Genomic DNA, 24,495 nt, shown 5'->3' with positions numbered 1-24,495 from the left:
AAGGATCGAATCGAGCCCTCTGGCGGTTGGCGCACAGAAATCCTCGAAACGTTTGTCGTAGCCGTACAGCGTCATCCGTGCGCGCGGCGCGACGAGGGCGGCCGCCGGCGTGTGGTGTCCGTCCCGATGGAGCCCAGGATGAGCGCCGTCTGGAGGATGAGCGCCTCACGGGGGCCGGTCGCATCCCACCCGATGACCTCGGAGACGCGCTTGAGGCGGTAGCGCACCGTGTTGGGATGGACGAAGAGCTCGCGGGCGGTCGCCTCCAGGGAGCGCCCGTTGTCGAGGTAGCTCCACAGCGTCGCGACGAGATCCGTGCTGTGCGTCTGGAGCGGGCGGTAGATGCGCTCGACGAGCGTGTGCTTGGCCAAGGGGTCGCCGGCCAGGGCGCGCTCGGGCAGCAGGTCGTCCGCCTCGACGGGACGCGGAGCGTGGCGCCAGGCCCGTGCGACGGCGAAGCCCGCGAGCGCGGCGCGCGCGCTCTGGCTCGCGTCGACGAGAGCGGGGACGGGAGGGCCGAGCACGAGGTGCCCGTTGCCGAAGCCCGGCTCGAGACGTCGTGCGATCTCGGGGAAGGGGAGCTCCGCGAACAGCTCCTCGCTGCGCGACGGGAGCTCGGCGCGGCCGATCACGAGGACGAGGCGCGATCCCTGCACCCCGATCAGCACGTCGACACCGAGCTTGCGCGCCGTCCGGCGGAGCTGGTCGACGTCCAGGAGCGGGGGAGTCGTGCCCACGAGCACAGCGACCTCGCCGTGGCCGTGCCAGCCGAGCGCCGCGATGCGGCTGGGCAGCTCTTCGTCTGCCTCGCCGGTCAGGATCGAGTCGACGACGAGCGCCTCCAGCCGGGCGTCCCACAGGCCGCGCGTCTCCGCGGCCCGCGCGTAGACGTCCGCCGCGGCGAAGGCGACCTCGCGCGAGTACAGGAGGATCGCGTCGCGCAGGTGGTCGCCCTTCGCGGCGACGCGCTCCTCCGTGACCTCGACCGTGACGCGGACGAGCTGCAGCGTCTGCTGCAGGCTCACGCTGCGCAGCAGCTCACGCGGAGCCGCCGCGAAGATGTCCGCCGCGATGGCGGGCATCGACTTGGGGTCGTCGTACCACTGGATGAAGGACGAGATGCCCGCCTGGGCGACGAGCCCGACGGCCGACCGGCGCGCCGGCGGCATGTCGGCGTACCACGGCAGCGACTCCTCGAGCCGCTTGATGGTCGCCGAGGCGAGGTCGCCCGAGATGCGCCGCAGCCACGCGAGCGTCTCGGTCTTGTCCATCGGGGTGCGACCCTCCGGCTTCGCCTCGGTCAGCTCTCACCGCCCGCGTTGCCGCTCGTGCCGGCCGTGACGTCGTGGAGGCGGTACTTCGCGATCGCCTGGGCCGAGAGGCCGCGGTCCACGACGCCCTCGTCGGCGAGCGCCTGGAGGGTGCGGACCACGACCGACGGGCCGTCGATCTTGAAGAACCGGCGAGCCGCGGCGCGGGTGTCCGAGAAGCCGAAGCCGTCGGCCCCGAGCGTCGCGAAGCGGTGCTGGACCCACGGACGGATCTGGTCCTGGACGGCGTGCATGAAATCGCTGACCGCGATCACGGGGCCGGGGGTGTCGCGCAGCTTCTCGGTGATGTAGGCGGTGCGCGGCTCGGCCTCGGGGTGCAGGAAGTTGTGCTCGTCGGCGGCGAGACCGTCGCGGCGAAGCTCCGACCACGATGTGACCGACCACACGTCCGCCTGCACGCCCCAGTCGTCGCGGAGCAGCTGCTGCGCCTCGAGCGCCCACGGGACGCCGACGCCGGACGCGAGGATCTGGGCGCGCGGGCCCTCGCCCTCCGGGTTGGAGATGCGGTGGATGCCGCGCACGATGCCCTCGACGTCGACGCGCTCCGGCTCGGCCGGCTGGACGAGCGGCTCGTTGTACACCGTGAGGTAGTACATGACGTTCGGGTCGGGGTGGTTGCCGCCGTACATGCGATCCAGGCCCGAACGGACGATGTGGGCGATCTCGTAGCCGTACGCGGGGTCGTACGAGATCGTCGCGGGGTTCGTCGAGGCCAGCAGCTGCGAGTGGCCGTCGGCGTGCTGCAGACCCTCGCCCGTCAGGGTCGTGCGACCCGCGGTCGCACCGATGATGAAGCCGCGCGCCATCTGGTCGCCCGCCGCCCACTGGGCGTCGCCCGTGCGCTGGAACCCGAACATCGAGTAGAAGACGTAGACCGGGATGAGCGGCTCGCCGTGCGTCGAGTACGACGTGCCGGTCGCGGTGAACGCCGCGACGGCGCCTGCCTCGTTGATGCCGACGTGGACGATCTGGCCCTGCGGGCTCTCCTTGTACGCCAGGAGGAGCTCGCGGTCGACCGACGTGTAGTTCTGGCCGTTCGGGTTGTAGATCTTCGCCGTCGGGAAGTACGCGTCCATGCCGAACGTGCGGGCCTCGTCGGGGATGATCGGGACGATCCGGTGGCCGAAGTCCTTCGCCCTGAGGAGGTCCTTGAGCAGGCGGACGAACGCCATGGTCGTGGCGATCTCCTGCGTGCCCGAGCCCTTCTTCGGCAGCGCGTAGGACTCGTCGCCCGGGAGCGTGATCGGCACGTGGTGCGTGCGGCGCTCCGGCAGGAAGCCGCCGAGCGAGCGGCGACGCTCGACCATGTACTGGATCGTCTCGTCCTCCATGCCGGGGTGGAAGTACGGCGGCTGGTAGGGGTTCTCCTCGAGCTGGGCGTCCGTGATCGGGATGCGCATCGAGTCGCGGAAATGCTTGAGGTCCTCGAGCGTCATCTTCTTCATCTGGTGGGTCGCGTTGCGGCCCTCGAAGTGGTGACCCAGGCCGTAGCCCTTGATCGTCTTCGCGAGGATGACGGTCGGCTGGCCCTTGTGCTCCGTCGCGGCCTTGTACGCGGCGTAGACCTTCGTGTAGTCGAGGCCGCCACGTCGGAGCTTGCCCCAGATGTCGTCATCCGACCAGTCCTTGACCATGTCGGCGGTGCGCTCGTCGCGGCCGAAGAAGTGGTCGCGGATGAACTTGCCGTCCTCGGCGCGGTACGTCTGGAAGTCGCCGTCGGGCGTCGTGTTCATGAGATGCACGAGGGCGTCGGCGTTCGGCTTGTCGAGGAGCTCGTCCCAGCCGCGGCCCCAGACGACCTTGATGACGTTCCAGCCGGCGCCGCGGAAGAAGCTCTCCAGCTCCTGGATGATCTTGCCGTTGCCGCGGACAGGACCGTCGAGGCGCTGCAGGTTGCAGTTGACGACGAAGACGAGGTTGTCCAGGCCCTCGTTGGCGGCGACCTGGAGCTGGCCGCGGCTCTCGACCTCGTCCATCTCGCCATCGCCCAGGAACGCCCAGACCTTCGAGTTCGAGAGGTCCTTGATGCCGCGGTTGGTGAGGTACTTGTTGGTCATCGCCTGGTAGATGGCGTTGATGGGGCCGATGCCCATCGAGACCGTCGGGAACTGCCAGTAGTCCGGCATCAGGCGCGGGTGCGGGTACGACGGGATGCCGTTGGGCGCCTTGGACTTCTCCTGGCGGAAGCCGTCGAGCTGGTCGGAGGTGAGGCGGCCCTCGAGGAACGAGCGCGCGTAGATGCCGGGGGAGGCGTGGCCCTGGATGAAGATCTGGTCGCCGCCGGACGGGTCGTCCAGGCCTCGGAAGAAGTGGTTGAAGCCGACCTCGTACAGCGAGGCGGAGGACGCGTAGGTCGAGATGTGGCCGCCGACGCCGATGCCGGGGCGCTGCGCGCGGTGGACCGTGAGGGCCGCATTCCAGCGGATCCAGCGACGGTAGCGGCGCTCGAGCTCCTCGTCGCCGGGGAATTCGGGCTCGTTCTCGGGCGCGATCGTGTTGATGTAGTCCGTCGTCGGGACCTGCGGCACGTTGAGCTGCAGCTCGTGGGACTTCTGCAAGAGGCTCAGCATGATCTCGCGGCCTCGCCCGGATCCCTTCGCCTGAACGAGCTGCTGCAGGGATTCCTGCCACTCGGAGGTCTCCTCCGGGTCGCTGTCGAGCGGTCCCTGCGAGTACGGATCCTGATCGTTGACAGTCACAAGCGACCTTTCGTCGTCTGGCAGGTCATGCCAGGAATTCGGCAGAAGGATGCTGTCGGCTTTGTTCGCCATGGACAACACACCGAGGATCAGCCTACCGATTCGCCGGACCGGCGATCGTCGATTACGGGGATGCGCTGTCCCTAGACTGAAGGGGAGGGCCTTTAGCTCAGCTGGTAGAGCGCCACGCTTACACCGTGGATGTCGTCGGTTCGATCCCGGCAGGGCCCACTGCACTCACTCCGCCGGCTCGACGCCTCCGCGACGCGGATCGTCGTCGCTGTCGTCCCGGGTGTGCGAGACGACGTGCGGGAGGGCGAAGTCCTCGTATCCGGGCTGGCCGAGTCGGGAATGGCGTCGCGAGTAGGCGAAGTAGATCACGAAGCCGATCGCGAGCCAGATGACGAACCGCAGCCAGGTCTCGACCGTCAGGTTCAGCATGAGGTAGAGGCAGATGAGCGCTGAGAGGCCCGGCACCCACGGACTGAAAGGCACGCGGAACGAGCGCTTGAGGTCCGGGCGCTTCCTGCGCAGCACGATGACCCCGACGGAGACGAGCACGAACGCCGAGAGGGTGCCGATGTTGACCATCTCCTCGAGCACGCCGACTCGTGTCAGCCCTGCCACGAGAGCCACGATGACCGTCACGATGAGGGAGATCAGCCATGGTGTGCGGAACCTCGGGTGGACCTTCGCGAGCCCCGGGGGAAGCAGGGCGTCGCGCGACATCGCGAAGATGATGCGGGTCGCGCCGATGAGCAGTGTGAGCACGACCGTCGTGAGACCCGCCACCGCTCCCGCCGAGATGAGGATCGCCATCCAGTCCGCACCGTGGAAGACGAAGGCGTTCGCGAGCGCCGCCGCGGGATCGAGCTCCTGGTACGGCACCATGCCCGTCACGACGAGGGCGACGGCGCAGTACAGGACGGTGCAGATCGCGAGCGATCCCAGGATTCCGATCGGCATGTCGCGCTGCGGGTTCTTCGTCTCCTCGGCCGTGGTGGCCACGACGTCGAAGCCGATGTAGGCGAAGAACACCAGTGCTGCGCCGGCGAAGATGCCGCCCACGCCGAACGCGGTGGGCTCGATGCCGGAGAGGAACTGAAGAAGCGGCTGGGTGAGACCGGATGCCGCTTCCCGCGGCTCCGCGGGCGGGATGAAGGGCGACCAATTGGCCGGGTTCACGAAGAGCAGCCCTGCGATGATGACGAACAGGACGATGAAGATCTTGATCGCGACGAGCACGAGATTGACCCGGAGCGACTCCTTGATGCCGAAGGTCATGAGCACGCCGAGCACGAGGACGAGAAGGATCGCCATGACATCGACGACCCCGCCGTAGCCGATCACGGCAGGGATCGGGAACCCGAGCTGCGCCATGAGCGTGCCGAGGTACGCGCTCCATCCCTGCGCGACGACGCTCGCGCCCAGGAACATCTCGAGGATCAGGTCCCATCCGATGATCCACGCGAAGAGTTCGCCGAGTGAGGAGTACGAGAAGGTGTACGCGGAGCCCGCCACGGGAACCGTCGAGGCGAACTCGGCGTAGCAGAGCGCTGCGAGCGCGCACGCGATGGCGGCGACCACGAAGCTGATGACGATCGCGGGTCCGGCGACATCGTGCGCCGCGCGACCAGTCAGCGTGAAGATCCCCGCGCCGATCACGACCCCCACGCCGAAGACGATGAGGTCGAGAGCGCTGAGGGATTTCTTGAGGCGGAACTCCGGTTCGTCCGTGTCGGCGATCGCCTGCTCGACGGACTTCGTGCGCAGAACGGACATCTTCACGCCCTTCGTGAGAGGTCAGATCGTTGCATGCTAGTCCTCGCCCGTCCCCGCGTCGATGCCCGGGGTAGGTTGGGAGCGTGAACGCCAGCCCCGCAGACCAGACCCGCCTCGTCGAGGTCGCCCAGCTCGACGAGCGCATCCGTCAGGCCGACAAGGCGCGGCAGAACCCGCCGCAGGCGGCGCGGGTGCAGGAGCTGCTGGCACGGCGTCAGGAGCTCTCGCGCGAGCTCGCGGAGCGCCTCGGCGCGCGTGACGATCTGCGCACGGAGCTCGCTCGCATCGAGTCCGACGTCGCGGTCGTCGACGCCCGTGCGAAGCGCGATTCGGACCGCCTCGCCGCCTCGACGAACTCGAAGGAGGCGCAGGGCCTGGAGAGCGAGATGGCGGCGCTGGCACGGCGCAAGAGCGACCTCGAGGATGCCGAGCTCGATGTCATGGACAGGCTCGAGCAGGCCGATGCCGCCGTCGCCGAGCAGGAGGCCCTCGTGGCCGAGACGAACGCGGAGGGCGGGCGCCTGAGCGCCGAGGGCAAGCAGGCCGTCGCGGACGCGACCGCCTCGTTCGAGCAGGCGAGCCGCGACCGCGCCGCGATCGCGGGATCCGTGCCGGGCGATCTGCTGGCGATGTACGAGCGCATCGCGCAGCGCACGACCGGCGCCGCCCTGCTGCGTGCGCGCACGTGCGAGGCGTGCCACATGGTGCTCTCGGGGACCGACCTCCACGTGCTCCGCCAGGCCGCCGAGGACGCTGTCGTCACGTGCCCCGAGTGCGGTGCGATCCTCGTGCGCAACGGCGAATCCGGTCTCTGACCATGGCCGAGGCATCCCGAGTGTCTGCCCGGGCTGCGGCACAGAGCGTCGCGGCGCCAGGCCTCGAGAGCCGTGACCGAACCGCCGCAGCCTGACGGCGTCGGCTGGGTCGTCCTCGCCCGATCACGTGCGGGCGTCTCCGCCGTCGTGCTCGATCGCGCGGGCGTCGAGCGGGAACGCGTCGAGGTGCGGCCGGCGGAGCTCGCGATCTGGGTAGGGGAGCGCGAGACGCGCGACGCGCCGCGCTGGGTGTGGAACGACGCGACCGCGTGGTATCCGGACCTGCTCGCGGCGGGTGTCCGCGTCGCGCGCTGCCACGACCTCCGGCTGTGCCACGCGATCCTGCGCGACTCGACGCTCGCGACGGATGCCGAGGCCCTCCGTGCGGCGACGGAGTGGGATGCCGCGGCCATCGCGGGCGTCGAAGAGGTCCAGGGGCTGTTCGACCTCGACGAGCTCGACGCGGGACCGTCCGGGCCGCCCGACGATCTCGATGAGGTCCTCGCGGAGTTCGCGCGTCAGCGCCAGGCCGTCGAGCACGCCTCAGACCCGGGCCGGCTGCGCCTGCTCGTCGCGGCGGAGTCCGCGGGTGCGCTCGTCGCCGCCGAGCTGCGTGCGGTGGGTCTCCCGTGGGATGCCGCGGCTCACGATGCCCTCCTGACCGAGATCCTCGGCGCCCGGCCGCCAGGCGGCGGGACACCCGAGCGGATGCGGGACCTCGCGGCGCGCGTCCGCTCCGAGCTCGGCGACCCGGCGGCGAGCCTGGACTCCCAGCCGAAGCTCCTGCGCGCGCTGCACCGCGTCGGCGTGCTCGTGGAGTCGACCAGCCGGTGGGAGCTCGCCGAGCACCAGCATCCCGTCATCCGTCCCCTCATCGAGTACAAGAAGCTCTCACGACTGCTCAGCGCGAACGGGTGGATGTGGCTCGACGAGTGGGTGAGCAACGGCCGGTTCCGCCCCGTCTACGTGCCCGGCGGCGTCGTGACGGGCCGGTGGGCGTCGTCAGGCGGCGGCGCGCTGCAGCTGCCGCGCCAGCTGCGGGCGGCCGTCCGCGCGGACCCCGGCTGGGCGCTCGTCGTGGCCGACGTCGCGCAGCTCGAGCCGCGCGTGCTCGCGGCGATGTCGCGCGACGAGAGGCTCGCGGCCGCCGCGCGCGGGAAGGACCTCTACTCGGGCATCGTCGACGGCGGGGCCGTCGCGACGCGATCGGAGGCGAAGATCGCGCTCCTCGGCGCGATGTACGGCGCGACGACGGGGGAGAGCGGGCGCCTCGTACCACGCCTGCGACGCGCGTACCCGCGCGCGATGGCGCTCGTGGACGACGCCGCCCGCATCGGCGAGGAGGGCGGGGTCGTCACGACGTGGCTCGGACGCAGCTCGCCCGCGCCGTCGTCGGACTGGCGCGACACACAGCTGCGCGCGAGCGAGGCCGAGGCATCCGGAGCCGACGAGACCCGCGCGCGACGCTGGTCGCGCGACCGCGGCCGGTTCACGCGCAACTTCGTCGTGCAGGGGACGGCCGCCGAGTGGGCGCTCGCGTGGCTCGCGGATCTGCGCGGACGCCTCGCGGCGCTTCCCGCCGTCCCGGAGCGGGATGCCGCGCCCCGCTCCGGCCCGGTCTTCGAGCGGTCGCCGCACCTGGCCTTCTTCCTGCACGACGAGATCATCGTCCACACCCCGCTGGCCTTGGTGGACGACGTCGTGGCTGCGGTCCAAGGCGCGGCGGCGGCCGCGGGGACCCTCCTGTTCGGCGGGTTCCCGATCGACTTCCCGCTCGATCTCAAGGTCGCGCAGACCGCGGAGAAGGAGTGAGCACCCAGGCGAGCCCCGGGCGCGCCGGTAGAATCGGACGTGCGAATGGGTCGGCCGGACGGTCGCGTCGCGGGGCGTCAGCCGCCGCGCCGAGGAACGTCCGGGCTCCACAGGGCAGGGCGGTGGGTAACACCCACCCGGAGCGATCCGCGAGACAGTGCCACAGAGAGCAGACCGCCTCGGCCTCGGCCGGGGTAAGGGTGAAAGGGCGGTGTAAGAGACCACCGGGGTCGTGGTGACACGACCCGCAAGGTAAACCTCGCCCGGAGCAAGGCCAGACAGGGGATGATGACGCGGCCCGCCGAGTCCCCGGGTAGGCCGCTGGAGCGGCACGGCAACGTGTCGCCGAGAGAGATGACCGTCGAAGGGGCTTCGCCCCGGAACAGAACCCGGCGTACAGGCCGGCCCATTCGCCCTCTCAACCGAGCTCGCGGCGTCGAGACGCCAGAAGTTCTGGCATCCCGGCGTCGAGACGCCAGAAGTTCTGGCATCCCGGCGTCGAGAGGCCAGAACTTGTGGCAGTCGGCGGCGCGGCGTCAGCCCAGCGCCAGAGCCGCCGCCCCGATGATCCCCGCGTTGTTGCGATGCACGGCGGCGACGATCGGCGTCTGCAGGTCCAGCATCGGCAGGAACTTGTCGGCGTGCTTCGAGACGCCTCCGCCGACGATGAACAGGTCGGGGCTGAAGAGGAACTCGACGTGGCTGTAGTACCACTGGAGCCTCTCGGCCCACGCTTCCCACGACAGCTCTTCCCGCTCCATCGCGGAGTAGGCCGCGTAGGACTCGGCATCCCCCTTGTGCTTCGCGCGCTGGAGGTGCCCGAGCTCGCTGTTGGGGACGAGCGTGCCGTTGTTGATGAGCGCCGACCCGATGCCGGTTCCGAGGGTCGTGAGGATCACGAGCCCGCTGCGGCCCTTCGCCGCGCCGTAGCGGACCTCTGCGACGCCCGCGACATCCGCATCGTTGGCGAAGTGGATGCTGCGACCCAGCCCGTGCTCGAAGAACTTCTCCGCCTCGAAGCCGATCCACGCCTTCGAGACGTTCGCCGCGGACATCGTGCGCCCGCCCTTCACGATGGCCGGGAACGCGACGCCGAGCGGCACCTCGTGATCGACGGCGACGCCGAGCGTGTCCAGGACGGTCCGCACGGCCTGCAGGACGTCGTCCGGCTCGGCACCGGGCGGGGTGGCGACCTTGACGCGGTCGCTCGAGAGGATCCCCTTGTCGAGGTCGACGATGCCCGCCTTGATGCCTGTTCCGCCGATGTCGACGCCTACCGCGCGCCTCGCCTGGACTGCCATGGGCTCAGCCTATCCAGCCGTCCCTGGGCGATCAGTAGGATCGAGGCAGATCGACGAGGAGGACCCCGTGACGGACGGCGACGAGAAGTGGTGGTACAACCTCAAGACCGGACAGGTCGAGAAGGGCTTCCTATCCCCCTCAATCGATCGGGCCGGGCCTTTCGACACGCCTGAGGAGGCCGCGAAGGCCCCCGAGGTGATCCGCGAGCGCTCGCGGGCGTGGGCCGAGGACGACGCGCGCGAAGACGACTGGTCGTCCTCCGCCGAGACCGACGAGAACGCCGGATAGTCTGGCCGTCACGGCCGGGAGAGGATCTGATGGACAAGCAGCGTGACTTCGTTCTGCGCACGATCGAGGAGCGGGGCGTCAAGTTCGTCCGGCTCTGGTTCACCGACGTCATCGGCACACTCAAGTCGGTCGCGATCGCGCCCGCCGAGGTGGAGGGTGCTTTCAGCGAGGGCCTCGGGTTCGACGGATCGGCGATCGAAGGCCTGACGCGCTCGTACGAGTCGGATCTGCTGGCCCACCCCGACCCGACGACCTTCCAGATCCTGCCGTGGCGCGGTGAGATCGACCCGACGGCGCGCATGTTCTGCGACATCACGACGCCCGACGGACAGCCCGCCGTCGCCGACCCGCGGCACGTCCTCAAGCGAGCCCTCGCCAAGGCTGCCGACGCGGGCTTCACGTTCTACACGCACCCGGAGATCGAGTTCTACCTCCTGAAGTCCTCGTCGTTCGGCACGGAGGGGCCCGAGCCCGTCGACTCCGCCGGCTACTTCGACAACGTCCCGGGGGGCACCGCGCACGATTTCCGCCGCCGCTCCGTCCGCATGCTCGAGGACCTCGGCATCTCGGTCGAGTTCAGCCACCACGAGGGCGGGCCCGGCCAGAACGAGATCGACCTGCGGTACGCCGACGCCCTCGCGACGGCGGACAACATCATGACGTTCCGCACCGTCATCAAAGAGGTCGCGATCGAGCAGGGCGTGTACGCGACCTTCATGCCGAAGCCGCTCAGCGGCAAGCCCGGCAGCGGCATGCACACGCACATGTCGCTCTTCGAAGGCGACGTCAACGCCTTCTACGAAGAGGGCGCCCAGTACCAGCTCTCGAAGGTCGGCCGTCAGTTCATCGCGGGGCTCCTGCGCCACGCGAACGAGATCTCCGCGGTCACGAACCAGTTCGTCAACTCCTACAAGCGCCTGTGGGGCGGCGACGAGGCGCCCAGCTTCATCTGCTGGGGCCACAACAACCGCTCGGCGCTCGTGCGCGTGCCGCTCTACAAGCCCAGCAAGGGCCAGTCGTCGCGCGTCGAGTACCGCGCCCTGGACTCGGCGGCCAACCCGTACCTCGCGTACGCGCTCATGCTCGCCGCCGGGCTCAAGGGCATCGAGGAGGAGTACGAGCTCCCGCCCGAGGCGGAGGACAACGTGTGGTCGCTGACGGACGCCGAGCGGCGCGCCCTCGGCTACGCGCCGCTGCCGGCGAGCCTCGACCACGCGCTGGAGTACATGGAGGAGTCCGAGCTCGTCGCCGAGACGCTCGGCGAGCAGGTCTTCAACTACGTCCTGCTCAACAAGCGCACGGAGTGGCAGAACTACCGCACGCAGGTCACGCCGTTCGAGCTGAAGAGCAACCTCGAGATGCTCTGATCCCGGCAGACGATGTCGGCGACGGAACGATCCTCGGCCCTCACGGGTCTCGCGAAGCTCGGCTTCGGCGAGCTCGGGGCGGCTGAAGCGCTGTTGCTCGAGCTCGAGGAGGCCCTCGGCCTCGACCGCGACGAACTGACCGACGTCATCGCCGTCGCGGCGGATCCGGATGCCGCGCTCGGCGCCCTCGCGCGGATCGCGCGCCGCGACCCTGCGCCGGTCCGCGCACTGCAGCGCGACGCGGCGGGCTGGCGGTCCCTGTGGGCGCTCCTGGGCGCCTCCACGGGCTTCGGGGACTTCTATCTGCGTCACCCCGAGGAGCTGCCCGCCCTCGTGGGCGCGGGAGCGGCGCTTCCCGACTCCCACGGGCTGCGCGCGGCGCTCCTCGATGCAGTCGGTGCCCGCGGCGGCTTCGCAGAGCGCGGAGACGAGCAGGCGTGGATCGCGCTGCGCGTCCGCTACCGCACGCTGCTCGCGCGCATCGCGGCCTTCGACCTGCTCGCACCGAGCGCCGTCGACGTGCTCGCCTCGGTGGCCGGCATCCTCGCGGATGCTGCCGGCGCGGCGCTCGAGGCATCCCTCTGCGTCGCCCGGACGAAGATCTCGGGCGGCGCGGGACTCTTCCCGCGCGAGCACGTCGCGCGGACGCGACTGTCGGTCATCGGAATGGGCAAGACCGGCGCGCGCGAGCTGAACTACGTCAGCGACGTCGACGTCATCTTCGTCGCGGGCGCGGACGACGAGCTGCTCGAGGAGGTCGGCGAGAGCCGCGTCGTTGACATCGCCACTCGCCTGGCGGTCCAGCTCATGCGCGGAGTCTCGGGCGTCGAGATCGAGCCTCCGCTCTGGGAGGTCGACGCCAACCTCCGTCCCGAGGGCAAGCAGGGCGCGCTCGTGCGGACGCTGGACTCGCACCTGTCCTACTACGACCGGTGGGCCAAGAGCTGGGAGTTCCAGGCGCTGCTGAAGGCCCGCCCGATCGCAGGGGATGCCGAGCTCGGCGCCGCGTACGTCGCGGCCGTCCAGCCCAAGGTGTGGACGAGCGCCGCCCGCGAGAACTTCGTGGACAGCGTGCAGCGCATGCGCGAGCGCGTGACCGAGCACATCCCCGCCGCGGAGCTCGCGCAGCAGATCAAGCTGGGACCCGGCGGCATCCGCGACATCGAGTTCACGGTGCAGCTGCTTCAGCTCGTGCACGGGCTGAGCGACGACCGCATCCGCCAGCGCGGAACGCTCGAGGCGCTCGACGCCCTCGTGGCGGAGGGCTACATCGGCCGGTCCGAGGCCGCGACGTTCTCGCACGACTACCGCGTCCTCCGGGTGCTCGAGCACCGCATGCAGCTCAGCCGTCTCCGTCGCACGCACCTCATGCCGTCCAAGCCCGAGGAGCTGCGTGTCCTGGCCCGCGCGTCCCGGCTCGCCGAGACGGGTCCAGGCGTTTCGGAGCTTTGGGAGTCGGTCAAGCGCGAAGTCCGCGACATCCACGTCCGCCTCTTCTATCGACCGCTGCTGTCGGCCGTGGCGGCGCTGCCGGCCGAGGAGCGCACGCTGTCGACGGAGCAGGCCCACGATCGCCTCGCGGCGATCGGGTTCACCGATCCCGCAGGCGCCCTGCGGCACATCGCGGCTCTCACGAGCGGGCTGAGCCGCAAGGCCACGATCCAGCGGCACCTCATGCCCGTCATGATCCGCTGGTTCGCCGACGGCGCCGACCCCGACTACGGCCTTCTCGCGTTCCGCCGCATCAGCGAGCGGCTCGGCGACAGCCCGTGGTTCCTCCGCATGCTCCGCGACTCGTCCGCCGCGGCCGAGAGCCTCACGCGAGTGCTGTCGGGCTCGCGGTTCATCGGGGAGCTCATGGAGTGGACCCCCGAGTCGGCGGCGTGGCTCGACGACTCCGAGCTGCTCCTGCCGCGCAAGGGCGTCGCGCTGCAGGCCGAGGTGCGCGCCATCCAGACGCGCCACGAGACGATCGACGACGCCATGCGCTCGATCCGGGCGCTCCGCCGCCGCGAGCTCCTGCGCACTGCGATGGCGGCGATCCTCGGCGCGATCACGGTAGAGGAGCTCGCCGAGTCGCTCACGACGATCACCGAGGTCACGATCCAGGCGACCCTGCGCGCCGTGCGCCGCGAGATCGTCCCGCCCGAGGACTCGGCCCTCGACTTCAGCGTCATCGCGATGGGACGCTTCGGCGGCCGCGAGCTCGGTTTCGGCTCCGACGCGGACGTCATGTACGTGTACCGCGCGAACGGCGTCGAGCCGCAGAGGGCGAATCAGCTGGCCCTCCAGCTCGTCGCCGCGCTGCGCAAGCACTCGGAGGATCACCGCGTGCCGCTCGACCTCGACGCGGACCTCCGCCCCGAGGGGCGCAATGGGCCGCTCGCGCGGTCGCTCGACGCGTACGTCGAGTACTACCGGCGCTGGTCGCTGTCCTGGGAGGCCCAGGCGCTGCTGCGCGCCCGCGGCGTCGCGGGCAGCGTCAAGCTCATCGGCGACTTCATGGCCCTTGCGAACGAGGTCCGGTATCCCGAGGCCGTCGACCTCCAGGCCGTCCGCGAGATCAAGCGGATCAAGGCGCGCGTCGAGAGCGAGCGGCTTCCGCAGGGCGTCGACCCCGCGCGCCATCTCAAGCTGGGCCCGGGCTCGCTGAGCGACGTCGAGTGGCTCGTGCAGCTCCTGCAGCTGCAGCATTCGCACCGCGTGCCCGAGCTGCGGACGACGTCGACGATGAAGGCGCTCCGCGCTGCGGCCGCCGCCGGGCTCATCCCGGAATCGGCGGCGGACCGCCTCGCGGCCGCGTGGCGTCTGGCGAGTCGACTGCGCTCGGCCAACACGCTCCTGTCCGGTCAGACGAGCGACGTCCTGCCCGTCGACCGCAAGCGTCTCGACGGGATCGGGCGGCTCCTGGAGTATCCGCCGCGATCCGCCTCGCAGGTCGAGGAGGACTACCTCGGCGCGACGCGACGGGCGCGCCGCGTCTTCGAGAAGCTCTTCTACGGCTGATCAGGCCCTGATCGCCGGGATGCCTCAGGTTGCAGCATCCCGACCCCTTCGACGACGAAAAGGCCCCGGGTGAACCCGAGGCCCTTTCGTGCTGGAGCAGAACTCAGACGCCGAAGTACAGCTCGTATTCGAACGGGTGCGGACGCTGCGCGAGCGGCTTGATCTCGTTCTCGATCTTGTAGTCGATCCAGGTCTCGATGAGCTCCGGCGTGAAGACGCCGCCCTCGAGGAGGAACTGGTGGTCGGCTGCGAGCGCGTCGAGCGAGTCCTGCAGCGAGTTCGGCACCTGCGGGATGCCCTTGGCCTCCTCGGGCGGGAGCTCGTAGAGGTCCTTGTCGACGGGCTCGTGCGGCTCGATGCGGTTCTTGATGCCGTCCAGGCCCGCCATCAGCTGCGCCGCGAAGGCGAGGTACGGGTTGCCCGAGGCGTCCGGCGCGCGGAACTCGATGCGCTTGGCCTTGGGGTTGGTGCCCGTGATCGGGATGCGGATGGCCGCCGAGCGGTTGCCGGCCGAGTACACGAGGTTGACGGGAGCCTCGAAGCCCTTCACCAGGCGGTGGTAGCTGTTGAGCGTCGGGTTCGTGAAGGCGAGCACGGCGGGAGCGTGGGCCAGGATGCCGCCGATGTACCAGCGGGCGATGTCGGACAGGCCGCCGTAGCCCTTCTCGTCGTAGAAGAGCGGCTGGCCGTTGTTCCACAGCGACTGGTGCGTGTGCATGCCCGAGCCGTTGTCGCCGAAGAGGGGCTTCGGCATGAACGTGGCGGTCTTGCCCCACTGCTCGGCCGTGTTCTTGACGATGTACTTGAACTTCAGGATGTCGTCCGCCGCGTGGACCATCGTGTCGAAGCGGTAGTTGATCTCGGCCTGGCCGCCCGTGCCCACCTCGTGGTGCGCGCGCTCGAGGATGAGGCCCGCCTCGATGAGCTTGAGGCTGATGTCGTCGCGCAGGTCGGCCTGCTTGTCGACGGGGGAGACGGGGAAGTAGCCGCCCTTGTACGGGGTCTTGTTGGCGAGGTTGCCGCCCTCTTCGATGCGGCCCGTGTTCCACGCGCCCTCTTCGGAGTCCACCGAGTAGAAGCTCGAGTTCTGCTTCACCTCGTAGCGGACGTCGTCGAAGATGTAGAACTCGGCCTCGGGGGCGAAGAACGCGGTGTCGGCGATGCCCGTCGAGGCGAGGTACTTCTCGGCCTTCTTGGCGACCTGGCGCGGGTCCTTCGAGTAGATCTCGCCGTTGCGGGGGTTGTAGATGTCGAAGACCATGATGAGCGTCTTCGCCTCGCGGAACGGGTCGAGGTACGCGGTCGACACGTCAGGGATGAGCTGCATGTCGGACTCGTGGATGTTCGCGAAGCCCCGGATGGAGGAGCCGTCGAAGAGCTGGCCGACGGTGAAGAACTCCTCGTCGACCGTCGAGGCCGGAATGTTGAAGTGCTGCTGCACACCAGGAAGGTCCGTGAAGCGGATATCGAGGAACTTGACGTCCTCGTCCTTGATGTACTTCAGCACCTCGGATGAATCTTTGAACATTAAGGCTCCAGAGGTAGGGCATCGGGATGCGCCGCCCGTTCCCGGCGGCTCCCACGACCGTATCGGGAGGGGATTGCCCGGCAGTGACACCAATGTTTCCGGCATGTTACGCGAGCCTGGGTACGCTTGTCCGGTGACGCAGACTGGCGAGAGGTACCCCGGAGAGCGACTGGGTCTGCCCAGGGAAGGGGCCGGCTCGATCGCGCGACTGGGGCGCCGCGTCGGGGCCCTCTTCATCGATTACGGTGCCGCCTACCTCATCTCGGGCTTCTGGGGATGGGATCCGCTCGCGATCCTGGCGATCTTCGCGATCATCCAGATCGCGTTCCTCCCGACGCTGCAGGGGAGCCCTGGTCACCGCCTCTTCGGACTGCGCCTCGTGAGGGCGGACGGCGCGTGGGCCGGCTTGTGGCGCCCCATCGTGCGCACGCTCCTGCTCGTCCTCGTGATCCCTGCGGTCATCTGGGACGCCGACCAGCGCGGTCTCCACGACAAGGCAGCCGGCACGGTCCTGCTCCGCACCTAGGCCACGAGGAGCGGGATGCCGGCATCCGGCGGGTCCGGCGGTGGAAGGTCAGCGCGGGCGCGGAGCCCGGACCTTCGTGGGGTCGATGCCCTTCGGGATCGGCAGCGACGCGAGCGACTGCGAGACGGAGTCGACGCGCTTGATGACCGCCGACTGCGTCGCGCGGTCGATCTTCTTCGGGAGCGCCTTGATCGTGGAGGCCAGCTTGTCGATCGACACGTCGCCCTCGCCGTGGCCGATGTAGATGACGGTCACGGGGACACCCGAGGCGACGCGCTGCACCTTGGAGCGCTCGTCGTTGACCAGGCGCGTCAGACGGCCGCGCGCGCCCTCCGCGACGATGACGACGCCGCCGCGCCCGACGACGCGGTAGACGGCGTCCTGCGTCTTGGGGTTGATGCCCACGGGCGTGTCGTTGGCGGTCCAGTTGCGGCCGAGCGACGTCGAGAGGACGTGACCGGCGGCGCCGGGCATCCCGTCGATCTGCTTGTACATGGCGCTCGTGGACAGGCGCGTCATCGTCATGAGCGAGATCAGGATGCCGAGCATGAGCCCCGTGACGGCCCAGAGCAGAATGCTCCACCAGGCGACCGGCGGGATGAGGAAGCCGACGGCGACACCCGCGCCGATGGAGAGGATGAAGATTCCCGCGAGCAGCCAGGGAAGCCAGCGGAAGGCCTTCTGGGTGAACGTGTAGAGGGTGCGCAGCTGCCGGAAGAAGTTGGGACGCTTCTCGGGCGCGGTCGTACGGCCGGACATGCATCCAGCCTACCTTCCGGCGGCTGAGCCGACCGCTCCTGCACAGGCGGGGACCACGCCTGCTCCGTCCCCATCGCGTCCATGGTCCGCTCGGCCGGCCCGCGGGCGATCGCAGACTGGCGCCGTGCCTGCCCCAGACTGCCTGCTCGACGCGTATCGGATCATCCGGAGGGTCGACTCTCCCGGTGAGACCCCGTGGCCCGGACTGCTCGCGCACAGCGAGACGACCGGCACGGTTCTGCTCGTCGAGGCCGAGTCGCTCGGCGAGGACTGGCCGGGGTGGGAGGCGGATGCCGAGAGCCATCTGCTCGGCCCGCTCGACGTCGTGCGCCGCCCTGCCGGTCACCTCGTCGCGCTTCCGCCCTTCGCCGAGCCGCTCGAGGACTTCCTGCGCCGGCGCGAAGATGCCCCTCTGACAGACGGCGAAAGGCTCACGATCATCGTGAGCCTCCTGCGCGGCCTCGTCGCGGCGGCCGAGGCGTCGTCGCCCGACCCCTGTGGCCGGTGGTGGCTCACCGACGGCGGCAAGCCCGTGTTCGCCATGCATGGGGCCGGTCCTCGGCTCGCGGAGGCGACCGAGGGCCTCCTGCAGGCTGTCGTCGATGCAGCGGGCCGTTCGCTCCGGACGGTTCTCGAGGAGGCGCTCGAGGTCAGTCGCGACGGTGCGCGGCTGTCGCGCAATCTCCCACGCCTCGAGGAGGCGCTCTTCGCCGTCACGACGCCCGAGGCGCTCGCGACCACGGTCTTCCCGCCTCGCCGGGCGCGCGCCGCGATCACCGCGGACCCGACGGCAGATGTCGTCCCGGAGGCTCGTGAGTCGCTCGCAGGCCGAGTCGTGCGGCACGTGGATGCGGATCTCGCAGACACCGTCTCGCAGATCACGACGGCGGTCTGGCGTCGCTTCAGATCGGACCGTCCGGCAGCGCGCAAGCGTCCGCTGCTCTTCGCCGGCGCCGCGGCTGCGGCCGTGCTCGCGGCGGGCCTGCTGTGGCCTGCAGGCGGACCCGCGACTGCTCAGCCCGAGCAGGCCGGCGCCCCGTCTCCTGCGGCGGAGAGTCCCGCTGCTCCCACGGCGAGACCGTCCGCGGACGTTCCCGAGACCGAAGTCGAAGGACTCGCGGGGATGCTGAACGCGCTGCTGGCGGCCCGCTCGGCGTGTGCGGGCGATGAGTCGTGCCTCGCCGCTGTCGTCGAGGCGCCGAAGAAGTCCGCGCCCGCGGGGGCGATCGATCTCGCGCCGGACCAGCGCACGATCACGCTGCTGGACGACTTCGGCGGTGCCGCCGTACTGCGGGTCGACGCCCTCGACGAGTCAACGGGCGCCCAGCTGATCGTGATCGTCCGCCGGGACGAGAAATGGCTGATCCGCGACGTGCACGACGTCGCGGATCAGCCACTGTGAATTCAGATTCCGAGCTGCGCCTCGAACTGAGCGGCCTCCAGGCGCGCCTTGACGGCGCCCAGGAATCGTGCCGCGTCGGCGCCGTCGATGATGCGGTGGTCGTACGAGAGCGCGAGGTACACGTACGAGCGCACCGAGATCGCGTCCTTGCCGTCGACCGAGACGACGCCCGGCTTCTTCACCACGGCACCGAGACCGAGGATCGCCGACTGGGGCAGGAACACGATCGGGGTGTCGAACAGCGCGCCGCGCGAGCCGGTGTTCGTGAGAGTGAACGTGCCGCCCGCGAGCTCGTCGGGCTTGAGCTTGTTGTCGCGCGTGCGCGCGGCGAGGTCGGCGATCTCGCGCGCGAACTGCGCGAGGCTCTTGCCGGCGGCATCCTTCACGACGGGCGTAAGGAGGCCCCGCTCCGTGTCGACGGCGATCGAGATGTTCTCGGCGGCGGGGTAGACGATGTCGCTTCCGTCGACCGTCGCGTTGATGATCGGGAACGCCTGGAGCGCCTCGACCGCCGCGACGGCGAAGAACGGCAGGAACGACAGCTTGTCGCCCGTCTTGGCCTGGAAGTCCGCCTTGACCTTGTCGCGGTAGGCCGAGAGCTTCGTCACGTCGACCTCGACGACCGTCGTCAGCTGGGCCGTGGCCTGCATCGAGGCGACGGCGCGCTCGGCGATGACCTTGCGCAGGCGCGACATCGGCTGGGTCGTGCCGCGCAGCGGCGAGACCTCGAGGGCCGGAGCCGCTGCCGGAGCCGCGGCGGGTGCAGCAGGTGCCGCAGCGGGAGCGGCGGCGGCCTCGGCCGCCTTGAGGACGTCTTCCTTGCGGATGCGACCACCCACACCCGTGCCGGACACGGTCGAGAGGTCGACCCCCTGCTGCTGCGCAAGACGGCGCACGAGCGGCGTCACATACGTGGGGCCGTCCGCCTCCTCTGCCGCAGCGGCCGGGGCCGCGGGAGCCGGAGCGGCTGCCGGAGCAGCCGGCGCGGGGGTGGCTGCCGGAGCCGGAGCTGCTGCCGGAGCAGCCGGAGCCGGGGCAGCGGCGGGCACGGGAGCAGGCCCAGCGGCGGGTGCCGGGGCGGCTTCCGCCGCAGGCGCAGGCGCGGGTGCTGCCTCGGGCGCGGGGGCCTCGGCGGCCGGAGCGGCGGCGGCGTCGCCGATGCGGGCGAGCGCGGAGCCGACGGCGACCGTCTCGTCCTCCTTGACCAGGATCTCCTGGAGCACGCCGCCGAACGGCGACGGGATCTCGGTGTCGACCTTGTCGGTCGAGATCTCGAGCAGGGGCTCGTCCGTCTCGACCTGGTCGCCGACCTGCTTGAGCCAGCGGGTCACGGTGCCCTCGGTGACGCTCTCGCCGAGCTCGGGGAGGACGACCTCCTTGCCGCCCGACGCAGCCGCCGGGGCGGCCTCGGCGGGAGCCTCAGCGGCCGGAGCCTCAGCGGCGGGCGCCTCTGCGGCGGGCGCCTCTGCGGCGGGCGCCTCTGCGGCGGGCGCCTCTGCCGCGGGTGCGGGGGCGGCCTCTGCGGCAGCGGCCTCCGGAGCGGGCTCGGCGGCCGGCGCGGCCGAGCCGTCGCCGATCTTCGCGAGCACGGCGCCGACCTCGACGGTCTCGTCCTCCTGCACCAGGATCTCTTCGATGACGCCCGCGACGGGCGAGGGGATCTCGGTGTCGACCTTGTCCGTCGAGATCTCGAGGAGACCCTCATCGGCCTGGACGGTGTCTCCGACCTTCTTGAGCCAGCGGGTGACCGTTCCCTCAGTGACGCTCTCGCCGAGCGCGGGGAGGACCACGGAAGTGCTCATGTGACTGTCTCCTTCAGATGCCGATGTCGTGTCTAGCTTAGTGATGCGGTGTGCGGGTCGGAGTTCACAGGGCGTGCAGCGGCTTGCCCGCGAGCGCCAGGAAGGCCTCGCCGAGAGCCTCGCTCTGCGTCGGGTGCGCGTGGATGAACGGCGCGATGTCCTCGGGGTGGGCCTCCCACCCGACGGCGAGCTGGCCCTCCGTGATGAGCTCGCCCACCCGGTCGCCCACGAGATGCACGCCCAGGACGGGGCCGTCCTTGAGTCGGACGACCTTCACGATCCCCGAGGTGCCGAGGATCTCGCTCTTGCCGTTGCCGGCGAGGTTGTACTCGTACGCGACGATGGCGTCGGCGCCGTGCTCCGCCGCGGCCTGGGGCTCCGAGAGCCCGACGGACGCCACTTCCGGCTTGCAGTAGGTGACCTTCGGGATGTGGGCGTCGGGCACGGCGACGGGCGACAGCCCCGCGATGAGCTCCGCCACGAAGATGCCCTGCGCGAATCCGCGATGCGCGAGCTGGGGACCCGGCACGATGTCGCCGACGGCCCATACGTGCTCGAGGGAGGTCCGCAGGTGCCCGTCAGTGACGACGAAGCCGCGGTCGAGGGCGATGCCGGCCTCTTCGTAGCCGAGGCCGGCGGTCGCGGGTCCACGGCCCACCGCGACGAGGAGGTAGTCGGCCTCGAGGGCCGTCCCGTCCTCCAGCGTCACGGTGACAGCATCCGGGGTCTGCGTCGCACTCGCGAACCGGACGCCGAGCGAATACGCGATGCCCCGACGGCGGAACGCCCGCTCGAGCGCCTTGCTGATGGACGGGTCCTCGACCGGCACGAGGTGGTCGAGGGCTTCCACGATCGTGACCTCTGCGCCGAACGAGCGCCACACGCTCGCGAACTCGACGCCGATGACGCCGCCGCCCAGCACGATGACCCGGCCCGGCACCTCGGCGAGCTCGAGAGCGCCCTCGCTGGTGAGGATGCGTCCGCCGACCTCGAGGCCGGGAAGGCTCCGGCTGTACGAGCCGGTCGCAAGGACGACATCCGCTCCCACGTAGCGGTCGTCGCCGACGCGCACGGCGCGGTCCGGCTCGAGCCGGCCTTCCCCCTGGACGACGGTGATGCCGCGCGCCTTGACGAGGCCTTCCAGCCCCTTGAACTTCTTCGCCACGATGCCTTCGCGATACGCGCGCACGCCGGCGGGGTCGATCGACTCGAACGTGGCGCGCACTCCGAAGGAGCTCGACTCACGCGCATTGTCGGCGATCTCGGCGGCGTGCAGCAGAGCCTTCGTCGGGATGCAGCCGCGGTGCAGGCAGGTGCCGCCGACCTTCTCCTTCTCGATGAGTGCGACGGTCTTGCCGAGCTCCGCGGCGCGCAGCGCCGCCGCGTAGCCGCCGCTGCCGCCGCCGAGGACGACGAGGTCGAAGGTGTGATCGGTCATCGTCCGGCCTCCTGCTCGATGAAGCGGATGAGCGACCGCACCGTGGCGGCCGTCGGTCCCTTGTCGGTGAATCCGTAGCCGCCCGCCTTGTTCATGCCGACCCCGGCGATGTCCAGGTGCACCCAGGGGATGCGCGGGGCGTCGTCCGCTTCCGACGTCCGGCCGACGAAGCGCTGGAGGAAGAGCCCTGCGAAGAGCGAACCGCCCGCGGGATCCCCGATCTTGGCGTTGACGAGATCGGCGATGGGGGAGTCGAGCTCCTCGTTCATGTGCGCCGGAAGGGGGAGGCGCCACGCGAGCTCGTCGACCTCGTCCGCCGCGGAGAGGTACCTGGCGACGGCGTCGTCCTCGCCCATGACCCCCGCGTGCCGGCTGCCGAGGGCGACGGTGATGGCGCCGGTGAGCGTCGCGACGTCGACGAGGACATCGGGATGCTCGCGGCTGGCCGCGACGAGTCCATCGGCGAGGACGAGCCGGCCTTCGGCATCCGTGTTGAGGACCTCGACGGTCGACCCGTCGAGCAGGCGCAGGACGTCACCCGGGCGCGTCGCGCGCCCGGAGGGCATGTTGTCGGCGACGCACAGCCACGCCGACACCCGTACCGGCAGGCCGAGCGTTGCGACGGCCCGCAGGACCGCGAGGGCCGTCGCCGCGCCGCACATGTCGTACTTCATGCCGACCATGGCGGCGGCGGGCTTGAGCGAGAGACCGCCGGTGTCGAACGTGATGCCCTTGCCGACGATCGCGACGTGCCGCGTCGCATCGTCGGGGGAGTAGTCCAGCCGCACGAGGCGCGGCGGGCGGTCCGAACCCTGGCCGACGCCGAGGATGCCGCCGTAGCCGCCGTCACGCAGTGCCGCCTCGTCGAGCACCTCGACGGTCACGGGGAGCTCCGCGACGCTCGTCGTCGCCCGCTCCGCGAAGTCGGCGGGTCCGAGCCACTCCGCGGGGATCGATACGAGGTCCTTGACGAGCGCGACGGCGGCGGCGGTCGCTCTCACCGCGGCGACAGCATCCGGATCCTCCTCATCGGCGCCGTGCACGCGCACCGTCGAGGCGCGCGGCTTGGGCGGATCCGACTTGTAGCCGTCGAAGCGATAGCCGCCCAGCGTCGCGCCCTCCGCAGCCGCGCGCCAGAGGCCGGGCGAGGCGGGCAGGCCGACGGCGACCGTCGCGAATCCCGTGAGGGTGCGGATGGCGGCGCCCACGGCGTCACGGACGGCCGCCGCATCCGGATTCGAGCCGGTACCGACGACGGCGAGGGGGAGTGCCGTGCTGTCAGGCGCATAGACGCGCTGGAAGGAGGAGGGCGACCCCGTGAACCCGGTCGCCAGCAGGGCGTCGCGCAGACCGGGCCAGTCCTCCAGCGAGGGTGAATCGTCCTTGTCGAGCGGCGGCAGGGCGAGGAGCACGACGTCGGCGTCTGCTTCTCGGATCGGATCGGTGCGGTACTCCAGGTCGGGAAACGACATGGGGTCCATCCTAGGAGCGCGGCTCCGAGCCGCCGCGTGGAGCGGCGCCGAAGACCTGCGTTCGCTGAAAGCGCGACCGCGGCGACCCGGCCGTCCGATGCGCCTCGTAGCATGGGAGCATGCCCCTCTCCGCACCCCTGTTCGAGCGTGCCGCGTCGGCCCCGCCGGTGCCGTCGGGGCTCCCGCTCGTCATCGCGCTGACGGGGTTCACAGACGCGGGGTCGGCCGTGAGCGGGCTCGTGGACTACGTCCGGGACGAGCTCGATCCCACTCCTCTCGCGGTCTTCTCGAACGACGTGCTGCTGGACTACCGCGCGCGCCGCCCCGTCATCTCGTTCGATCAGGACCACCTCACCGACTACCGCCCGCCGCGCCTCGAGCTGTCCCTCGCGCACGACGCGGACGGACGGCCCTTCCTCGTGCTCGCCGGGTACGAGCCCGACTTCGCGTGGGACGCGTTCGCGGCCGCCGTCGTCGACTTCGCGGAGTCGCTCGCCGTGTCGACGATCACGTGGGTCCACTCGATCCCGATGCCCGTCCCACACACCCGCCCCATCGGGACGACGGTGAGCGGCACGCGCACGGATCTCACCGAGGCGCACTCGGTGTGGCAGCCGCACACGCAGGTGCCCGCGACGGCCGGTCACCTCCTGGAGTATCGCCTCGCGCAGGAGGGCATCCCCATCGCGGGCTTCGTGCTGCTCGTGCCGCACTATCTGGGCGACACCGAGTACCCCGCATCGACCCTCGCGGCGCTGGACAGCATCACCGTCGCGACGGGGCTCACCTTCGACGGGGACGATCTGCGCGAGCAGAACCGCGAGTACCTGACGAAGGTCGACGAGCAGGTCGGCGGCAGCGAGGAGCTCTCGCGCATGCTCCAGGGACTCGAGGAGCGCTATGACGCCTACATGGCGGGCTCCACCCTCGCGACGCCCATCATCCACGCGGGCGATCTGCCCAGCGCCGACGAGCTCGCCGCCGAGCTCGAGAGGTTCCTCGCGTCGCGGCCCTCGGGCGACGAGGACAAGCGTCCGTGAAGGAATGCCGGACAGCATCCGCGCGTTCGTACTGACGTGTCCCCTGCCGCTTGCAGCGCGGCGAGTGTGAGACAATAGATGATCTGACCCGTTGTCATCGCAGTCCCCGAGGATTCCTCGGCGGGC

17 protein-coding genes, 1 tRNA gene and 1 other RNA gene are annotated in these 24,495 nt (G+C 70.4%); 10 read left to right on the top strand and 9 right to left on the bottom strand.

The window, feature by feature from the left end; translation table 11 throughout:
• Positions 1-71: 71 nt before the first annotated feature.
• On the bottom strand, positions 72-1,271 hold the full coding sequence (locus tag ABZ477_RS02255) for a helix-turn-helix domain-containing protein (RefSeq protein ID WP_360127189.1): 1,200 nt from the start codon (positions 1,269-1,271) through the stop codon (positions 72-74).
• Positions 1,272-1,300: 29 nt separating this feature from the next.
• Positions 1,301-4,030 (bottom strand): pyruvate dehydrogenase (acetyl-transferring), homodimeric type, encoded by a 2,730-nt coding sequence (gene aceE, locus ABZ477_RS02250; RefSeq protein ID WP_360127186.1) that lies wholly within the window; start codon positions 4,028-4,030, stop codon positions 1,301-1,303.
• 158 nt (positions 4,031-4,188) lie between these two features.
• On the opposite strand from aceE, the gene ABZ477_RS02245 reads away from it, so the two are divergent.
• Positions 4,189-4,261: transfer RNA gene (locus ABZ477_RS02245), tRNA-Val, on the top strand.
• A 6-nt stretch (positions 4,262-4,267) separates the two neighbouring features.
• Here ABZ477_RS02245 and ABZ477_RS02240 read toward each other — a convergent pair.
• The gene (locus ABZ477_RS02240) at positions 4,268-5,812 is read right to left on the bottom strand and encodes an amino acid permease (RefSeq protein ID WP_360127183.1); all 1,545 of its coding nucleotides are present in this window, start codon (positions 5,810-5,812) and stop codon (positions 4,268-4,270) included.
• 83 nt (positions 5,813-5,895) lie between these two features.
• On the opposite strand from ABZ477_RS02240, the gene ABZ477_RS02235 reads away from it, so the two are divergent.
• The 3 genes from ABZ477_RS02235 (at position 5,896) to rnpB (ending at position 8,852) form a co-directional block, all read left to right on the top strand.
• Positions 5,896-6,627, top strand: coding sequence for a C4-type zinc ribbon domain-containing protein (locus ABZ477_RS02235; RefSeq protein WP_360127180.1), 732 nt, complete (start codon positions 5,896-5,898; stop codon positions 6,625-6,627).
• 72 nt (positions 6,628-6,699) lie between these two features.
• The gene (locus ABZ477_RS02230) at positions 6,700-8,439 is read left to right on the top strand and encodes a bifunctional 3'-5' exonuclease/DNA polymerase (RefSeq protein ID WP_360127177.1); all 1,740 of its coding nucleotides are present in this window, start codon (positions 6,700-6,702) and stop codon (positions 8,437-8,439) included.
• 46 nt (positions 8,440-8,485) lie between these two features.
• Positions 8,486-8,852, top strand: an RNA gene (rnpB, locus tag ABZ477_RS02225) — RNase P RNA component class A.
• A 123-nt stretch (positions 8,853-8,975) separates the two neighbouring features.
• On the opposite strand, the gene ppgK is transcribed toward rnpB, so the two are convergent.
• Positions 8,976-9,740, bottom strand: a complete 765-nt coding sequence (ppgK, locus tag ABZ477_RS02220) for a polyphosphate--glucose phosphotransferase (protein ID WP_360127174.1) — start codon at positions 9,738-9,740, stop codon at positions 8,976-8,978.
• Positions 9,741-9,807: 67 nt separating this feature from the next.
• Between ppgK and ABZ477_RS02215 the strand changes: the two genes are divergently transcribed.
• Genes ABZ477_RS02215 through ABZ477_RS02205 form a run of 3 tightly spaced genes read left to right on the top strand, consistent with a single transcriptional unit; the run spans position 9,808 to position 14,402 of the window.
• Entirely contained in the window at positions 9,808-10,029 is a 222-nt protein-coding gene (locus ABZ477_RS02215) for an SPOR domain-containing protein (RefSeq protein ID WP_360127171.1), read from the top strand.
• Positions 10,030-10,058: 29 nt separating this feature from the next.
• Entirely contained in the window at positions 10,059-11,396 is a 1,338-nt protein-coding gene (gene glnA / locus ABZ477_RS02210; RefSeq protein WP_360127168.1) for a type I glutamate--ammonia ligase, read from the top strand.
• A 12-nt stretch (positions 11,397-11,408) separates the two neighbouring features.
• The gene (locus ABZ477_RS02205) at positions 11,409-14,402 is read left to right on the top strand and encodes a bifunctional [glutamine synthetase] adenylyltransferase/[glutamine synthetase]-adenylyl-L-tyrosine phosphorylase (protein WP_360127165.1); all 2,994 of its coding nucleotides are present in this window, start codon (positions 11,409-11,411) and stop codon (positions 14,400-14,402) included.
• 103 nt (positions 14,403-14,505) lie between these two features.
• Here ABZ477_RS02205 and glnA (ABZ477_RS02200) read toward each other — a convergent pair whose 3' ends face one another.
• Positions 14,506-15,930 (bottom strand): type I glutamate--ammonia ligase, encoded by a 1,425-nt coding sequence (gene glnA / locus ABZ477_RS02200; protein ID WP_360127162.1) that lies wholly within the window; start codon positions 15,928-15,930, stop codon positions 14,506-14,508.
• Between the two features lie 133 nt (positions 15,931-16,063).
• On the opposite strand from glnA (ABZ477_RS02200), the gene ABZ477_RS02195 reads away from it, so the two are divergent.
• Positions 16,064-16,456 (top strand): RDD family protein, encoded by a 393-nt coding sequence (locus tag ABZ477_RS02195; RefSeq protein ID WP_360127159.1) that lies wholly within the window; start codon positions 16,064-16,066, stop codon positions 16,454-16,456.
• A gap of 48 nt (positions 16,457-16,504) precedes the next feature.
• Here ABZ477_RS02195 and ABZ477_RS02190 read toward each other — a convergent pair whose 3' ends face one another.
• A complete protein-coding gene (locus ABZ477_RS02190) occupies positions 16,505-17,215 on the bottom strand; it encodes a DUF4191 family protein (protein ID WP_360127156.1) in 711 nt (236 codons plus the stop codon).
• A gap of 124 nt (positions 17,216-17,339) precedes the next feature.
• Here ABZ477_RS02190 and ABZ477_RS02185 point away from each other — a divergent pair, with 124 nt between their 5' ends.
• Positions 17,340-18,617: a hypothetical protein gene (locus ABZ477_RS02185; RefSeq protein WP_360127153.1), complete on the top strand. Its 1,278-nt coding sequence runs from the start codon at positions 17,340-17,342 to the stop codon at positions 18,615-18,617.
• 2 nt (positions 18,618-18,619) lie between these two features.
• On the opposite strand, the gene sucB is transcribed toward ABZ477_RS02185, so the two are convergent.
• The 3 genes from sucB to ABZ477_RS02170 all read right to left on the bottom strand — a co-directional run bounded on the left by sucB (position 18,620) and on the right by ABZ477_RS02170 (position 23,329).
• Positions 18,620-20,419, bottom strand: a complete 1,800-nt coding sequence (sucB, locus tag ABZ477_RS02180; RefSeq protein ID WP_360127150.1) for a 2-oxoglutarate dehydrogenase, E2 component, dihydrolipoamide succinyltransferase — start codon at positions 20,417-20,419, stop codon at positions 18,620-18,622.
• Positions 20,420-20,483: 64 nt separating this feature from the next.
• Entirely contained in the window at positions 20,484-21,857 is a 1,374-nt protein-coding gene (lpdA, locus tag ABZ477_RS02175; protein ID WP_360127147.1) for a dihydrolipoyl dehydrogenase, read from the bottom strand.
• Positions 21,854-23,329, bottom strand: coding sequence for a leucyl aminopeptidase (locus ABZ477_RS02170; protein WP_360127145.1), 1,476 nt, complete (start codon positions 23,327-23,329; stop codon positions 21,854-21,856). Before ABZ477_RS02170 ends, lpdA begins: the two co-directional genes overlap by 4 nt.
• Before the next feature lie 119 nt (positions 23,330-23,448).
• Here ABZ477_RS02170 and ABZ477_RS02165 point away from each other — a divergent pair, with 119 nt between their 5' ends.
• The gene (locus ABZ477_RS02165) at positions 23,449-24,369 is read left to right on the top strand and encodes a PAC2 family protein (RefSeq protein ID WP_360127142.1); all 921 of its coding nucleotides are present in this window, start codon (positions 23,449-23,451) and stop codon (positions 24,367-24,369) included.
• Positions 24,370-24,495: the final 126 nt, after the last annotated feature.

Origin of the sequence: Microbacterium sp. NPDC019599 (assembly GCF_040632175.1) — a bacterium.
GTDB lineage: Bacteria > Actinomycetota > Actinomycetes > Actinomycetales > Microbacteriaceae > Microbacterium.
The sequence above is the reverse complement of the archived record's forward strand: the minus strand, read 5'-3'. Positions and strand labels throughout refer to the sequence as shown.